13 protein-coding genes are annotated in these 16,327 nt (G+C 56.8%); 10 read left to right on the forward strand and 3 right to left on the reverse strand.

The annotated features are described in order from the left end of the window. The first annotated feature begins 62 nt into the window (after positions 1-62). Positions 63-974 carry a DMT family transporter gene (locus AC3Y5R_RS15445; protein ID WP_489922077.1) on the forward strand — a complete coding sequence of 304 codons (912 nt, stop codon included), beginning with the start codon at positions 63-65 and terminating at the stop codon, positions 972-974. A gap of 123 nt (positions 975-1,097) precedes the next feature. Further along, complete coding sequence (gene flk, locus AC3Y5R_RS15450) at positions 1,098-2,135, forward strand: flagella biosynthesis regulator Flk (RefSeq protein ID WP_489922078.1); 1,038 nt, start codon at positions 1,098-1,100, stop codon at positions 2,133-2,135. 3 nt (positions 2,136-2,138) lie between these two features. Here flk and AC3Y5R_RS15455 read toward each other — a convergent pair whose 3' ends face one another. Then, the gene (locus AC3Y5R_RS15455) at positions 2,139-2,585 is read right to left on the reverse strand and encodes a rhodanese-like domain-containing protein (RefSeq protein ID WP_489922079.1); all 447 of its coding nucleotides are present in this window, start codon (positions 2,583-2,585) and stop codon (positions 2,139-2,141) included. Positions 2,586-2,675: 90 nt separating this feature from the next. Here AC3Y5R_RS15455 and pdxR point away from each other — a divergent pair, with 90 nt between their 5' ends. Then, complete coding sequence (gene pdxR, locus AC3Y5R_RS15460; RefSeq protein ID WP_489922080.1) at positions 2,676-4,106, forward strand: MocR-like pyridoxine biosynthesis transcription factor PdxR; 1,431 nt, start codon at positions 2,676-2,678, stop codon at positions 4,104-4,106. Here the strand turns inward: pdxR and AC3Y5R_RS15465 are convergent. Continuing rightward, entirely contained in the window at positions 4,100-5,275 is a 1,176-nt protein-coding gene (locus tag AC3Y5R_RS15465) for an MFS transporter (RefSeq protein ID WP_489922081.1), read from the reverse strand. The two genes, pdxR and AC3Y5R_RS15465, sit on opposite strands and share 7 nt — an antisense overlap. Positions 5,276-5,982: 707 nt before the next feature. Here AC3Y5R_RS15465 and AC3Y5R_RS15470 point away from each other — a divergent pair. The 6 genes from AC3Y5R_RS15470 (at position 5,983) to AC3Y5R_RS15495 (ending at position 12,508) form a co-directional block, all read left to right on the forward strand. After that, entirely contained in the window at positions 5,983-6,969 is a 987-nt protein-coding gene (locus tag AC3Y5R_RS15470; RefSeq protein ID WP_489922082.1) for an autoinducer 2 ABC transporter substrate-binding protein, read from the forward strand. Positions 6,970-7,032: 63 nt separating this feature from the next. Next, a complete protein-coding gene (locus tag AC3Y5R_RS15475; protein WP_489922083.1) occupies positions 7,033-8,526 on the forward strand; it encodes a sugar ABC transporter ATP-binding protein in 1,494 nt (497 codons plus the stop codon). Then, positions 8,519-9,505, forward strand: a complete 987-nt coding sequence (locus AC3Y5R_RS15480; RefSeq protein ID WP_489922084.1) for an ABC transporter permease — start codon at positions 8,519-8,521, stop codon at positions 9,503-9,505. Before AC3Y5R_RS15475 ends, AC3Y5R_RS15480 begins: the two co-directional genes overlap by 8 nt. 1 nt (position 9,506) lies before the next feature. Further along, positions 9,507-10,457: an ABC transporter permease gene (locus AC3Y5R_RS15485; protein ID WP_158782545.1), complete on the forward strand. Its 951-nt coding sequence runs from the start codon at positions 9,507-9,509 to the stop codon at positions 10,455-10,457. Between the two features lie 15 nt (positions 10,458-10,472). Next, a complete protein-coding gene (locus tag AC3Y5R_RS15490; protein WP_489922085.1) occupies positions 10,473-12,107 on the forward strand; it encodes an FGGY-family carbohydrate kinase in 1,635 nt (544 codons plus the stop codon). A gap of 44 nt (positions 12,108-12,151) precedes the next feature. Continuing rightward, positions 12,152-12,508: an MmcQ/YjbR family DNA-binding protein gene (locus tag AC3Y5R_RS15495; RefSeq protein WP_489922086.1), complete on the forward strand. Its 357-nt coding sequence runs from the start codon at positions 12,152-12,154 to the stop codon at positions 12,506-12,508. Positions 12,509-12,606: 98 nt separating this feature from the next. Here the strand turns inward: AC3Y5R_RS15495 and fabB are convergent, their stop codons facing one another. Beyond that, positions 12,607-13,833, reverse strand: a complete 1,227-nt coding sequence (gene fabB, locus AC3Y5R_RS15500; RefSeq protein ID WP_489922087.1) for a beta-ketoacyl-ACP synthase I — start codon at positions 13,831-13,833, stop codon at positions 12,607-12,609. A 157-nt stretch (positions 13,834-13,990) separates the two neighbouring features. Here fabB and mnmC point away from each other — a divergent pair, with 157 nt between their 5' ends. Then, a complete protein-coding gene (gene mnmC / locus AC3Y5R_RS15505) occupies positions 13,991-16,099 on the forward strand; it encodes a bifunctional tRNA (5-methylaminomethyl-2-thiouridine)(34)-methyltransferase MnmC2/FAD-dependent 5-carboxymethylaminomethyl-2-thiouridine(34) oxidoreductase MnmC1 (protein WP_489922088.1) in 2,109 nt (702 codons plus the stop codon). Positions 16,100-16,327 lie beyond the last annotated feature (228 nt).

The raw sequence follows: 16,327 nt of genomic DNA on the forward strand, positions 1-16,327 counted from the left end.
ATTCGTTTTGAACAGGACAAGCGTAAACTGCCCGCACTCTCTTTTCTGAGCCAGGTAATCTGATGAATTTTATGTTTCCCCTGCTGGCGGTGCTGATCTGGTCGATCAATGCCATCGTCAGTAAAGTTTCGGCAGGCGCGATCGATCCCGCAGCGATCTCCTTTTACCGCTGGGTGCTGGCCCTGCTGACTCTGACACCGTTTATCCTGCCGGGCGTGTGGCGCAATCGTCAGCAGATTAAACAGGTATGGTGGAAACTGCTGATCCTCGGCCTGCTGGGCATGGTGCTGTATCAGAGCCTGGCGTATTACGCCGCGCACAGCGTAAGTGCGTTGTTTATGGGTATCCTGAACGCACTGATCCCACTGCTGACCGTATTGATCAGCATTGTGCAGCTGCGACTGGCCCCGACGCTGGGTATCCTGCTGGGCAGTATTCTCTCGTTTGGTGGGCTGGTGTGGCTGGTCAGCCAGGGGGATCCTCAGCAATTACTGTCACACGGGTTGGGAAAAGGTGAGCTGATGATGTTTGCGGCCTCAACCTCCTACGCGCTGTATGGCGTACTGACCAAACGCTGGGCGATTACGCTGCCAAACTGGCAGAGCTTATATGTGCAGATTATCTTTGGCGTACTGCTGCTGCTGCCTAACTTTTTACTGGCAAAGGATGTGTCGCTGAACGTGCACAACATTCCGCTGGTGCTGTTTGCCGGGATCCCGGCCTCGATTATTGCGCCATTCCTGTGGATCCAGGGAGTGATGAGGATGGGTGCCAATACCGCCACTATCTTTATGAATCTGGCGCCGATTTTCACCGCGATTATCGCCGTGCTGTTCCTGCATGAAACGCTGCACAGCTATCACTTTATTGGCGGCGGCGTCACTTTGATCGGGGTGTTCCTTGCCCAGCGGCTGCGGACGCCACTGCGTCTGAAAAAACAGCCTGCCAGTCGACGTCCTGACCCTTCTGTCTGAACAGACTAAAATAATTCCTCCTCCATCCCCCCGGCCTCTACCTATCGCCGGGCGGGATTGTTATCATAGTGAATCACCCTTTCCGGCGCCCCGGATTTTGACCCATGAGTTAAGGATTTTGCCATGCAACCTCTAAGTGGCCCCGGTGCGCCAGTTCCCGGCGATCGTACTGCGGTAGATGCCAAAACCGGCACCGTCCGCCCAGGCCCGGGAGATCAGCCGCTGTCACCTGCCCAGCGCACCACGCTGGAAAGGCTGATCGTCAAAATCATGTCGCTCAGCACGTTAAAATCTCCTGAACTTTGGGCGGGATTACGTCGCGAAGTGGGGGTAAAAAATGATGCCGGTCTTTTATCGCGTCATTTTCCTGCTGCCGAGCAATTCCTCAATACCCGCCTGTCGCAGGTGCAGAATACTCATGCAAGCCGCCAGCTGTTTCAGCAGCTCAGCGATCTGCTGCCCCAGGGAAATAATCGCCAGGCGGTCAGTGACTTTATCCGTCAGCAGTTTGGCCATACCGTGCTCAGCTCGCTGAATCCGGACCAGATGCGCCAGGTGCTGACCATGCTGCAGAACGGCCAGATGGCGATTCCTCAGCCACAGCAAAATCACATTACCGACCGCTCGCTCCTGCCAGCCGAACATCACACGCTGAACCAGCAAATTGCCAGACTGGCTGCGGCTACCGGTGAGCCACCCGACAGGCTGTGGGCTGCGGTGCTGAAAGTGGTCAATCTGCACAGCGGCGATCCCATTCCTTCGCGCCTGTTCCCGCTGATGACTCAATATTTGCAGGTCAGTCAGACGCTGAGCCAGCATGCCGCGCCAACGCTGCCGATGCTGCTGACTTCGCTAAAAGTGCCGCCGGATCACGCTGAGCAAAAGATGCTGGAAGATGCCAGCCAGCAGCGCTTCCAGCTACCGCCACAGGCCGTACTGACCCCGATTCAGGCACAGGATCTGATGAACCTGCTGTTCTCCCGGCGTGCCGAAAGGCTGCGTGAGCAGATGCTGGCAGATAACGAAATCAATCCTCAGCCGATTGTTGCGCCGCTGTTCGGTTACGTGCCTGCAGTGCTGCAGCCGCTGGTTAACCGTCCGGTATTCACCGCCTTTGCCGTGCTGGTGCTTCTCGCCTTCCTGATGTGGATTTTCCTCTGAGTTTCAGCAGCCGCAGTCGGTTAATGTCGTCTGCGGCCATTCCCCCTTTTCTGTACCCAGCGTGACCGGATGACGCTCGCGCTGCCAGAAATCCAGCCCGCCAGTCAGCTCTTTTACCTGAAAACCGGCACTTGCCAGCTTCCAGGCCCCTTTAGTTGAGCCATTGCAGCCAATCCCATCGCAGTAAGTAACGTAGACCTTTTCCCGATCCAATCCGGCCAGCGTTTCAGCAGTCATGGTGCGGTGCGGAAAACTCGCGGCCCCACAAATATGCCCGGCCTGATACTGCTCTGCCGGGCGGGTATCAATCACCACGATCCCGGCAATGCCGTTAGCCAGATCCTGGGCCAAATCCCAGGCATCAGTGTAATGAGCCAGTTTATCCAGCAGCCAGACGGTACTCTGCTGTGCGGAAGGCGGCGGAAATTGTAAAACGGCGGAAGCAGTCATCAGTGAACTCCTTTGATTAGTGTACAAGCCGATGATACGGTGAAATGGCCTTAACAATAATACCCATTCCCACCGGATGATAAGACCATTATGCCGCTGACCACCGTGCCCCTTATTCCACTCTTTGCTTCTCAGCAGGCACTGACTCTGCGGGAAAAACTCTGCGCCACTTTGCGCCAGCTGATTGCCAGCGGAACGCTGCAAAAGGGTGAGCGACTGCCCTCCTCCCGCCTGCTGGCCGGGGATTTGTCACTGTCCAGGGTCACGGTGGAAGCCGCTTATGCGCAGCTGGAGAGCGAAGGCTACCTGTTACGCCAGACTGGTAAAGGCACTTTCGTGGCTATTGCTTTGCCAGAAGATCGCCGGGTGAAGAAACCCACTCAGGCAGCCCTGCCAGTGCTTTCCGCCCGGGGAAAGCAGATCGTTGCTACTGGCGGCTGTCATGATCCCCTCTTCCCGCAGGCCTTTGCTGCCGGTTCGCCAGATCTGCGGGCTTTTCCGCAAAATATCTGGCGTCGTCTGGTTGGGCAGCGCCTGCGCCACTCACCGGAAGAGATGATGCGCTATGGCGATCCACAGGGATTACCTGAGTTGCGTGATGCGGTGTCCCGCTACCTTGGTCAGTCACGCGGAGTACGCTGCAATGCCGCACAGGTGATTATCCTCACCAGTTCGCAGCAGGCGCTGCAAATGCTGGCAACATTGCTGTGCGATCGGGGAGATAGTGTCTGGCTGGAAGAACCTGGCTACAACGGCGCGCGTAATGCTTTTATCAGCGCTGGCGCAGAGGTAAAGGGCATTCCGCTGGACGATCAGGGCGCGGTGCCCGCAGAGGCGTCACCCAAACTGGTGTATCTCACGCCGTCGCATCAGTACCCTACCGGCATCACCATGAGCCTGCAGCGTCGCCTGCAGTGGCTGACTGATGCCCGGCGTCAGGGCTTCTGGCTGATTGAAGACGATTACGACAGCGAGTTTTACTACGACGAACAGCCGATGCCCGCACTGCAGGGGCTGGATGAAGACCATCGGGTGCTCTACGTCGGCACCTTTTCCAAAGTGTTGTTCCCTTCCCTGCGGCTGGCTTATCTGGTGGTGCCGCCGTCGCTGGTAGAAGCCTGTTGCCGTTTGCGGAGCGTGATGGACGGCCACAGCGCACAGCTGATGCAGGCGGTCACCGCCGATTTTATTAACAACGGTCATTTTCAGGCGCATTTGCGACTGATGCGCAAACTTTACGCCAGCCGCCGCGATTTGTTGCTGGCAGAACTGGAGAACAAACTGGGAAATCGGCTGCTACCGCTCAGCCATAACAGCGGGCTGCAACTTACGGTGACGTTACCACGAGGCGGCGAAGAAAGGTTAACAGGCGAGGCGCTGAAGGCCGGGCTGATCCTGCCACGATTATCTCCTTTGTATGCTGCTGAAATAAAGCAGGAGGGCTGGCTGTTGGGGTTCTCCGCCCTGCAGCGGGCGGAGATTATTCAGGCAGTAGAGAAACTGGCCCGGTTACGTTACTGACTTCTGGCGAAATTAAGCGTGACGGCAATACCCAGCGCCGCACAAACCGCCCCGGCAAGATACACAGAACCATAGCCGAAAGAAGTCGCCAGAATACCGGTCAATGGTCCGGTAATGCCGTAAGCGATATCCTGGAAAGCCGAGAATCCGCCAAGCGCCGTACCGCGCACCTGCGGTGCCACACGTTTCACTACTTCCACGCCCAGCGCGGGGAAGACCAGCGAGCAACCTGCGCCAGTCAGCGCAGCGCCCGCCAGCGCCATTGTGCCATTGGTCGCCAGCCCCAATACCAGCAGCCCTGTCGCCTCAATTGCCAGTGAGAACAGCGCCACCCGCACGCCGCCCAGCCGGTCCGGCATCCAGCCAAAGAAAATACGCATCAGCACAAAGGCCAGCCCGAAGGCGGTCAGTGTATAACCGGCATTTCCCCAATGCTGGCTGGCAAAATAGAGCGTGGTGAAAGTGCCGATTACAGCAAAACCGGTACCCTGCAATGCCAGAGCAAAACCGGGCGACAGGATCTGGCCGACCACGTTCCACAGAGAAGGACGCTCGCCACCATGCGGCGGCACCGGCTTCACCCAGAAGTTAAACAGCAGCGCCAGTGCAGGAAGCAGAATGGTGGCGATGCCCATGCCCATAAACCCCCAGTGATCATGCAGCAGCAGCCCCAGCGGCGCACCGGCAGCCAGCGCACCGTAAATCGCCATGCCGTTCCACGACATCACCTTGCCGGAGCGTTTCGGCCCCACCAGCCCCAAGCCCCAGGTCAGATTCCCGGTCAGCAGCTGGCTTTCACCAAAACCCAACAGCAGACGTCCCACCACCAGCAGGGCAAATTTCGCCATCACCGGCAGCGGCAACACGGCTGCCAGCACGTAGGCCAGCCCGACCAGCGCGCAGGCCAGCATGCCCTGCAGGGTTGAGCGCTTCGCGCCGCGCTGATCGGCCAGCCGGCCTGCGTAGCCTCGGGTCAGCAGCGTGGCGAAAAACTGCACGCCCACCGCCACACCCACCATCACATTGTTAAGCCCCAGTTCCTGGTGAACAAATAAAGGGATCACCGGCAGTGCGAGGCCAGCGGTGAGATAAGTTAAAAAAACGGCAAAAGAAATACTCGCCAGTGCAGTGGTCGCCTGCACTGGTCGTTGCTGTGTCGTGGATGACATAAGCCACGTAACTCCTTGTTAAAACGTAAGGGCCGCCAGACAGCGCACCCATCAATGCCCATTGCAGGACAACAGGCCGGGTGCGTTGGATAACGTTAAACGCTTACGCAACATCGTGACGACGCTGGAGAGAATATTGCCGGAAAGTTTGGCGGAAAGCCGACAGATCGTCAATCGCGCCCATACCCGTTGCGCACTTACAAACACAACCACTCTGGCTGAATGGTCGTAAACTTAAGGCAAATTTCAGTCGCTACCGGGTAAAAGAAGGAGAATTACGTAACTCTTCCACCAGATATTAACCTTCGCTGAGCCTCTTCCAGCCCCTGTGATGCGATAATCCTCACAACTCTGCGATTTTTTGCGCCCCCGCTTCAAAAAATGACGCGCAAAATGGCCCTCTGGCTTTCCTGTATCCATTTACTGTTAAAAATAAACGGCAAAAAAATTAAATTTAACAAAATATAAACATATATTTGATGTAAAATTACCACAACAGTTTATTTTTTAATAAAAAATTAACCATATAAATCATTAAATTTAACCTTGTCGGGCATATCTCACACTTCTCCAGCCAGCCTGCCGCTGAGCGCAAAAACGCTTGCTATCTTGCTCCGGTGGCCAAAACCACATCTTATCCGATTATAAGCCTGCGGCCTGGCGGGCAACTTAGCGGTTCTTCCGCCACCCTACTGAAAGGTATTGCTATGAAATTTAACCTCGCATTACTGAATGCATGTGTGGTTTCTGCGTGCATGCTGCTGTCAACACCGTCCTTCTCGGCTGAAAAACATGATATTGCGGTGGTGGCGAAAGTTACCGGCATTCCGTGGTTCACCCGCATGGAAGTTGGCGTGAAAGAGGCCGCCACTAAACTCGATGTCAATGCCTATCAGGTTGGTGGCTCCACCCCCGATCCGGCACAGCAGGTGAAGGTGATTGAAGATCTGATCGCCAAAAAGGTCGATGCCATTATCGTGGTGCCGAACGATGCTAAAGTGCTGGAACCGGTGCTGAAAAAAGCACGCGACCAGGGGATCGTGGTGCTGACCCATGAGTCACCTGATCAGCAGATCGGCCAGTGGGATGTGGAAACCATCGACAGCCAGAAATATGCCGAAAAAAATATGGATGAGCTGGCCTCCGCGATGGGCGGTAAAGGCGGCTATGCCATCTACGTCGGCTCGCTCACCGTGCCGCTGCACAACGCCTGGGCTGATGCAGCGATCAAATATCAGAAAGAGAAGTATCCGGACATGCATGAAGTCACCTCTCGCCTGCCAGTGGCGGAGAGCATCGACAAATCCTACGCCACCACTCTCGATCTGATGCGTACCTATCCTGATCTGAAAGGCATTATCGGCTTTGGTTCCCTTGGCCCGATTGGTGCCGGTCAGGCAGTGAAAAGCAAACGCGCGAAGAACAAGATTGCCGCAGTGGGCATTGCCATGCCTGCACAGGCTGCTCCTTACCTGGCTTCTGGCGATATAAAGAAAGCGTTGCTGTGGGACCCGAAAGACGCGGGCTTTGCACTGGTTAACCTGGCCGATCAAATCCTCGATGGCAAGCAGGTTACCAGCCACCTGACCATTGACGGCATGGGTAAAGCCGATGTGGATATGAAAAACCATGTGATCCGCTTTAACCGCATTCTGGAAGTCACTAAAGACAACGCCAAAACGCTCGGTTTCTGAGTGGATCCAGCGGTGCTGCCGGTCTTTCTGACCGGCAATCACCCGCGCCGGTGAGGAAAGAGTATGTCGCAATCCTTTATTTCTCTTGAAAAAATCAGCAAATCCTTTCCCGGCGTCCGGGCACTGGATAACGTCACGCTTACCCTGAATAAAGGGGAGGTGCATTGTCTGGCAGGACAAAACGGCTGTGGCAAAAGCACGCTGATTAAAATTATCTCGGGCGTTTATCATCCTGACAAAGGCGCACGTATTGGCATGGACGGCAAGCTGTTTCCCAATTTGACACCTGCACTGTCGGCCTTTTACGGTATCCAGGTGATTTATCAGGATCTGTCGCTGTTTCCCAACCTGACGGTGGCAGAGAACATTGCAGTGCACAGCTATCTGCCAGGTGGCGGTTTCTGGGTGCGGAGAAAGGCAATGCGCAAGCTGGCTGCCGGTACGCTTCAACGTATCGGTGTGCGACTTGACCTCGATCGCAAAGTGGAAAAGCTGTCGATCGCCGACCGCCAGCTGGTGGCAATTGGCCGGGCGCTGGCTGCCGATGCCAGCCTGGTGATCATGGATGAACCCACTGCCTCGCTGACCCGCCATGAAGTCAATGGCCTGCTGCGGGTGGTCAACGAACTGAAAGCCGCCGGAATTTGCGTGGTGTTCGTCAGCCACAAGCTGGACGAAGTGATGGAAGTGGCTGACCGCATCAGCGTGATGCGTGACGGCAAACTGGTGGGCACTTATCCGGCCAGCGACCTGAACAACGACGAGCTGGCCTTCCTGATGACCGGGCAGCGCTTTGCCTTCAGCCATCTGCCGCAGCGCGCCGACAGCAGCGAAACGCCACTGCTGGAAGTGAACAACCTGTCAAAGAAAGGCCAGTATCAGTCGGTAAGCCTGAGCCTGAGACGCGGGGAAATCACCTCAGTTGTGGGCCTTCTGGGTGCTGGACGGACCGAATTATGCCTGTCCCTGTTTGGCATGAGCCAGCCGGACAGCGGCGAGATCCGCGTGGAGGGCAAACCGGTGAAACTGCACAGTAACCGCGACGCCATTCGTCACGGTATTGCTTACGTCTCGGAAGACCGGCAAACCCAGGGACTGATCATGCAGCAGTCGATCTTCGATAACATGCTGGTACCGGTGTTCAGCCGCCTGCGCAATCGTGCCGGGCTGCTTGACCGCGGCAAAGCCCGCCATCAGGTTGCCAGCCTGATCCGTGAACTGAACATCAAAGTATCGGACAGCCAGTTGCCAGTGCAGACCCTGTCAGGCGGCAACGCCCAGCGCGTGGCAATCGCCAAGTGGGTGGCAACCGATCCACGCGTGCTGATCCTTGACTCGCCAACCGTTGGCGTGGATATCGCTAATAAAGAAGGGATCTACCGCATCGCCCGCGATCTGGCCGAGTCCGGCATGGCGGTACTGATGATTTGCGATGAAATCCCTGAAGCCTGGTACAACAGTCACCGCGTGCTGGTGATGCGCAAGGGCGAGCTGATCGCCAGCTTCGCACCGCATCAGTGCCGCGAAGAAGAGATTGCCGGGGTGGTGAATGAATAACAAATTGCGTCATCTGCTCAGCCACCACGAGATCTGGCTGGGGATGCTGATCCTGCTACTGGCGCTGGGGTTGAGCCTGCGCACCAGCGAGTTTTTAACGTTGGGTAACCTGACCGACGTCGCCACCAGTTACGCCATTCTGGGTATCCTCGCCTGCGGCCTGTCTGTGGTGCTGATCGCCGGAGGGATCGACATCTCATTCCCGGCGATGACCGCTATTGCCCAGTACGTCATGGCCAGTACCATGCTGGCGCACGGCGGCAACTTCTTCAGCGTGTTCGCCATCGCCATGGGATGCGGGTTGCTGCTGGGGTTGATCAACGGTGTGCTGGTCTTTTTCCTGCGCGTCCCCGCCATCATTATTACCATCGCCACGCTGAACCTCTTTTACGGCCTGCTGGTGTGGTACACCCAGGGAACCTGGCTGTACGGCTTCCCGGACTGGTTTATGAACGGCATCAACTGGTTCTCCTTTACCGCTGCGGATGGCTATGAATATGGCCTCACTCTGCCCCTGTTCTGCCTGCTGGCGGTATTTGTCCTCACCGGCGTGCTGATGCGCTATACCCGCCTCGGGCGGCAAATCTATGCAATGGGCGGCAATCGCGAGTCGGCTTCGCGGCTCGGCATGAATCTGCTGACCCTGCACTTCTATGTCTATGGCTATATGGGGCTGCTGGCAGGGGTGGCTGCCGTGGTGCAGGCTCAGACCACGCAGTCGGTAGCACCGAACTCGCTGGTAGGCTATGAACTGACAGTGCTGGCGGCAGTGGTGCTGGGCGGGACCAGCATGACCGGCGGCCGGGGATCGCTGATCGGCACGCTGCTGGGCGTGCTGCTGCTGGCCTTCCTGCAGAATGGCCTGACGCTGCTGGCCGTCTCCTCCTACTGGCATATGGTGTTCAGCGGGCTGGTTATCCTGGTGAGTATCAGCGCCACGGCATGGAACGAAAAACGCAAACTGGCGAAGGGGATATGACATGAGCACATTAATCAGAGCATTACCCGGCGACCGGATTATCCGCCTGCAACTGCTGATGATTGTGGTGGTACTGGCACTGTTTTCCCTGACGCTGGGCAGCCGCTTCTTCAGCCTCGGCAATTTCCAGTCTATCGCCACCCAGCTGCCGGTGCTGGGCCTGCTGGCACTGGGAATGGGCATCACCATGCTGACTGGCGGCATCAACCTGTCAATCATTGCCAGCGCCAATGCCTGCTCGCTGTTGATGGGTGCGATCATTGTTGCCCATCCCGGACCGCAGTTTCTGCTGCTGGCTCTGCTCGCTGGCGCGCTGCTGGCAGTGGCGATTGGCGTGCTTAACGGCCTGTTGATAGCCGTGGTGGGTGTATCGCCGATCCTCGCCACGCTGGGTACCATGACGTTGATTGCCGGGCTGAATATTTTGATCTCTAACGGTGCAGTGATTTCCGGCTTTCCGCCGTTTATTCAGTTCCTTGGCAACGGGGATGTCCTGGGCATTCCCTTTGCCCTGCTGCTGTTTCTGCTGGTGGCCTTCGGGCTGTGGGTGCTGCTGGAACAGACCACGCTGGGCCGCAGTATCTATCTGCTCGGTTCGAACGAGCAGGCCACCCGCTTTAGCGGTATCAACACAGCCAGAGTGCAGATTACCGTCTATGTGGTTTCCGCCCTGCTCAGCTGGGGCGCTGCCCTGCTGATGATGTCGATGTTCAACTCGGCCAAGGCGGGCTACGGCGAGTCCTGGCTGTTGATCACCATTCTGGCCTCTGTACTGGGCGGCGTGAACCCGGATGGCGGGTTTGGCCGGGTCATTGGTCTGGTACTGGCACTGATCGTATTACAAATGCTGGAGAGCGGGCTCAATCTGCTGGGGGTGAGCAGTTACCTCACCATGGCACTCTGGGGCGGCGTGCTTATCCTGTTTATTGCGTTGCAGAATCGCAGAACCTGACGGTCGAGGCTAACAATGACAAGTTACTATCTGGGAGTGGATGTGGGGACCGGCAGCGCCAGGGCGGGTATTTTTGATCCGCAGGGCCGGATGATGGGCCAGGCCAGCCGGGAGATTGAACTGTTCCGGCCACAGGCTGATTTTGTCGAGCAGTCCTCGGACAATATCTGGCAGGCAGTCTGCCAGGCGGTACGGGATGCGGTGAACCAGAGCAACATCAATCCGGTGCAGATTAAAGGCATCGGCTTTGATGCCACCTGTTCGCTGGTGGTTCTGGATAAAGAGGGCAAGCCGCTGACGGTCAGCCCATCCGGGCGTAGCGAGCAGAATATTATCGTGTGGATGGATCACCGGGCGATTGTGCAGGCGGAACGAATCAATGCCACTAAACACCGCGTGCTGAATTATGTTGGCGGGGTGATCTCGCCTGAAATGCAGACACCAAAACTGCTGTGGCTGGAGCAGCATATGCCCAACAGCTGGCAGAATATCGGCCATCTGTTCGATCTGCCGGACTTTCTCACCTGGCGGGCAACACAGGATGAAACCCGCTCGCTTTGTTCGCTGGTGTGCAAATGGACCTATATGGGCCATGAGAACAGCTGGGATGCCAGCTACTTCCGCCAGATCGGGCTGGAAGATTTGCTTGAGCATGATGCAGCGAAAATCGGCAGCGACGTAAAAACCATGGGCGAGCCGCTGGGCCACGGCCTGACGCAACGTGCCGCCAGTGAAATGGGCCTTCTGCCCGGTACAGCTGTCAGCGTGTCGATCATCGATGCCCATGCCGGAAGCCTCGGAACGCTTGGCGCGGCCGGAGCCTCGGGAGAACACGCCGACTTCGACCGCCGTATCGCGCTGATTGGCGGCACCTCTACCGGTCATATGGCGATATCCCGCGAGGCACGCTTTATCAAAGGCGTCTGGGGCCCCTATTACTCTGCGGTACTGCCGGATTTCTGGCTGAACGAAGGCGGCCAGTCGGCCACCGGTGCGCTGATTGACCATATGATCCAGTCCCATCCCTGCTACGCCAGCCTGCGCGAACAGGGCAAGGCGCAGGGCAAAACCATCTATGAGATGCTGAATGATGTGCTACGCAAACTGGCCGGCGAACCGGAAAAGATCGCTTTCCTGACCCGCGATATTCATATGCTGCCCTATTTCCACGGCAACCGTTCCCCACGCGCCAATCCGAACCTGACCGGCATTCTGACCGGGCTGAAGCTGTCGCGCACGCCGGAGGATATGGCGCTGCACTATCTGGCGACCATTCAGGCGATAGCACTGGGCGCACGGCACATCATCGAAACGATGAATCAGAGCGGTTACAGCATAGACACCATTATGGCCAGCGGCGGCGGGACTAAAAATCCGGTGTTCGTGCAGGAGCATGCCAACGCTACCGGCTGCGCCATGCTGCTGCCGGAAGAGAGTGAGGCGATGCTGCTGGGAGGCGCGATGATGGGCACGGTAGCCGCCGGGCTTTACGACTCACTGCCGGAGGCGATGAACGCCATGAGCCGCATCGGCAAAACCGTGACGCCGCAGACCAATGAGATCAAGCATTATTACGACCAGAAATACCGCGTATTCCGTGAGATGTATCACGACCATATGAAGTACCGCCAGATGATGCAGGAGGGGTAATGTGCTAGCCTGCAAGGCAGATCCTGGCACAGAGAGCAGCAACAATGGACGGAAAACAGATTCAGGAGACGGCGATAAGAGTCGCTCAGGCCCAGCCGCTGGCAGAGCTTTGCTATCCTTTCGGCCCGGAATATGAGGTGTTCAAGGTGCGCGGGAAGATGTTTGCGCTGATGGCTCAGGTTCGCGGCGAAAGGATTGTGAATCTCAAGTGCGCCCCGGAGAATTCCCTGCTCGAGCGGGCAATCTACGACAGCATCCATGCGGCCTGGCATATGAATAAGCGCCACTGGATTTCGATCTATGCGGGTGAGCAAATTTCAGAAGGGTTAGTACAGCAATTGGTCGAGGAGTCTTACGATCTGGTGGTCGCCGGTCTGCCGAAAAACGGCGGCCGATGGTGAAAAGAGAAACCTGAAGGATAACCGGGCGGAATATATCCCGCCCGGAAACACAGATGCATCTCACTTCCAGGGGCCGAATTTCTCCGGCCCGCCAGAATTTATGCGTCCAGTTTACGCATAACCAGAGTGGCGTTGGTGCCACCAAAACCGAAGCTGTTAGACATTACAGTCTTCAGTTTCTGCTCGGTTGGTTTGGTCACGATATTCAGACCTTCAGCAGCGGGATCCAGCTCGTCGATGTTGATGCTTGGCGCGATAAAACCGTGCTCCAGCATCAGCAGCGAGTAAATCGCTTCCTGCACGCCAGCCGCACCCAGAGAGTGCCCAGTCATTGCTTTAGTGGCAGACATTGCCGGAGTGTTGTCCGGGAAGACTTCACGGATGGCACCCAGCTCCTTCACGTCTCCGACCGGAGTAGAGGTACCGTGGGTGTTCAGGTAGTCGATTGGCGTATCAACACCCTGCATCGCCAGACGCATACAGCGCATTGCGCCTTCGCCTGATGGAGCAACCATATCTGCGCCATCGGAAGTTGCGCCGTAGCCCACCACTTCAGCGTAGATATGCGCGCCACGAGCCAGCGCATGCTCCAGCTCTTCAACCACAACCATGCCGCCACCGCCAGCGATAACGAAGCCGTCACGGCTGGTATCGTAAGTACGGGACGCTTTTTCTGGCGTGTCGTTATATTTGGTGGACAGTGCACCCATCGCATCAAATTCGCAGGACATTTCCCAGACCAGCTCTTCACCACCACCGGCAAAGACCACGTCCTGTTTGCCCAGTTGGATCTGCTCTACCGCGTTACCGATACAGTGTGCAGAAGTGGCGCAGGCGGAGCTGATGGAGTAGTTCACACCGTGAATTTTGAACGGGGTTGCCAGGCAGGCAGAGACGCCGGAAGCCATTGCTTTGGTCACCATATACGGGCCAACGCCGCGCAGACCTTTAGCACGCATGCCGTCCACGCTTGCTGCCTGATAGAACGGCGAACCGCCGCCTGAACCGGCAACCAGACCCACACGTGGGTTGTTCTGGTATTGCTCAGCGGTCAGGCCGGAGTCTTTCACCGCTTCCAGCATAGAGATATAAGCATAAATGGACGCATCGCTCATAAAACGCAGAACTTTACGGTCAATGAGGCTGGAGATTTCGTCTTTGGACAGCTTGACGTTACCCCAGACGTGACTACGCATGCCGGAATCTTTCAGCTCCTGAGAGAAGGTAATGCCGGAGCGTCCTTCACGCAGAGACGCGAGGACTTCCCCTTGGTTATTACCAATGCTGGAAACGATACCCAGGCCAGTAATCACTGCACGTTTCATTCAATACCTCTTTCACTGCTTATATTAGGATTCGACAGGCACTTTAGCTTACAGTTGTAAGCCGAACAAGTCCGATCAGCGGTTAACTTTTGTAAATTTGCGTGGGCTGGCCCACACCGTTACAATCGCGGCACCGCCTGATAACTGAGCTTCTGCCGTGAAAACAACCCCGATCGAGCATGCTGAACTGAGCTGGAATGAACAGGGTACACCTGTATCCCGAGCGTTTGGCGACGTCTATTTCTCCAATGAGAACGGCCTGGAGGAGACGCGACACGTGTTTCTGGGCGGCAACAATTTGCCCGATCGGTTTGCCACACATCCGCGAGAGTTATTGGTCACTGCCGAGACCGGTTTTGGTACCGGGCTGAACTTTTTGACACTCTGGCAGGCGTTCAATGATTTTCGGGCCACGCAACCAGACTCCAGGCTACAGCGTTTACACTTCATCAGCTGTGAGAAATATCCGTTAAACGTCAGTGACCTTGCCAGCGCGCATGCCAGCTGGCCAGAGCTGGCAGACTATGCCGCGGCCCTGCGCAAACAGTGGCCGGTTGCCCTGCCCGGCTGCCATCGCCTGCTGCTGGATGGTGGCCGCGTGACGCTTGACTTGTGGTTTGGCGATATTAACCAGCTCATTCACACTTTTGATGACAGTCTGCACCAGCAGGTCGATGCCTGGTTTCTTGATGGCTTTTCTCCGGCAAAAAACCCGGATATGTGGACACCGGAACTGTTTGCCTGCATGGCGAAAATGGCCCGCAAAGGCTGTACGCTGGCCACTTTCACTTCGGCGGGCTTTGTGCGCAGAGGTCTGCAGGAAGCTGGTTTTACCACCGGGAAACGTAAAGGTTTCGGCCCGAAACGCGACATGATTGCCGGTGTGATGGAACAGGCTGTCAGCACGCCTGCTCAGGCACCCTGGTATGCACGGTCATCCGCAGAAGGAGATGATATCGCCATCATCGGCGGCGGCATTGCCAGCGCCCTGCTGTCGCTTGCCCTGCTGCGTCGTGGTAAAAATGTCACGCTTTACTGTGCCGATAATGAACCTGCTCAGGGTGCCTCCGGCAACCGCCAGGGCGCGCTCTATCCCCTGCTCAATCATCACGATCCGGCTCTGGGCCGCTTCTTCCCCAGCGCGTTTACCTTTGCCCGCCGGGTTTATGACCAGTTGACGGTCGACTTCGATCATGACTGGTGCGGCGTTACCCAACTGGGCTGGAATGAGAAAAGCAGCGACAAAATTGCCCGGATGCTGACCATGCAGCTGCCGGAAGAGATTACCTGTGCGATAAATACTGAGGAAGCAGAAGCGCTGTGTGGCGTGGAAACCGGCTGTGGCGGGATCACCTATCCACAGGGCGGCTGGCTCTCGCCAGGTCAGCTGACCCCGGCTCTGTTCCGGCTGGCAGAGCAGCAGGGACTGAAAATTAACTGGTTGCATACGCTGACTGAGATGAAAGCACTTATCGACGGCGATGAGAATGCCCTGATGCCATTGAGCGCGGGTGGGGCTCATTCTGCCCCTGCCGCCACAATGCCGGATAACGCAGAGGCAGCAATGCCGGATGCATCAGGCTGGCGGCTGCATTTTGCCGATCTTCCCGCTAAAACTCACCGCAACGTGGTGCTGGCGACCGGCCATGCGCTGACCTCATTTGTGCAAAGCGAGAAGCTGCCAGCCTATGCGGTAAGCGGTCAGGTCAGCCACATCCCTACCACACCAGCCCTCGGCGCGCTGAAGCAGGTGCTCTGTTATGACGGCTATCTCACCCCGGTTAACCCGGCTAACCAGCATCACTGCATCGGGGCCAGCTACCATCGCGCCGACAGCGCCACCACTTATCGCACAGACGATCAGCAGGAAAACCGCGAGCGACTGATCCGCTGCCTGCCTGAAGCCGGATGGCCGCACGAGGTGGACGTCAGTGAAGGTAGCGCCCGTGTCGGCGTGCGCTGTGCCTCCCGCGATCACCTGCCGCTGTTTGGCCCGCTGCCGGACTATCAGCAAACGCTGGAACAGTACGCCGACCTGGTAAACCATAAAGAGGAAGCGAAACCGGCACCCGTGCATAAAGGTTTGTTCGTGTTGGGCGCGCTCGGTTCACGAGGGTTGTGCAGCGGCCCGCTGGCGGCGGAAGTGCTGGCTGCGGAATTGTGCGGAGAGCCGATCCCACTGGATAAGGATACGTTGGCAGCCACCCATCCAAATCGCTACTGGGTGCGGAAACTGCTGAAGGGAAAGGAAGTGAAAACAGCTTAGAGTCCGGCTCTGGGAAACTTACGTTCAGAAAAAAGGATTCGCTATCCATCTGATTACTGAGTAGTTAAGTGGTCCGGTGTTCGAAAGTCTGAGCCTTGAAGTTTTGAAGTTTTGAAGTTTTGAAGTTTTGAAGTTTTCAGACTACACCGAAGATTAGAGCACAGGGAACCCTGGCCGGGAATAAAGCGTCTCGCGCCATATACGGCGCGAGTCGAGCTGCCACGGATG

This window comes from Erwinia sp. 009765445, from assembly GCF_058137865.1.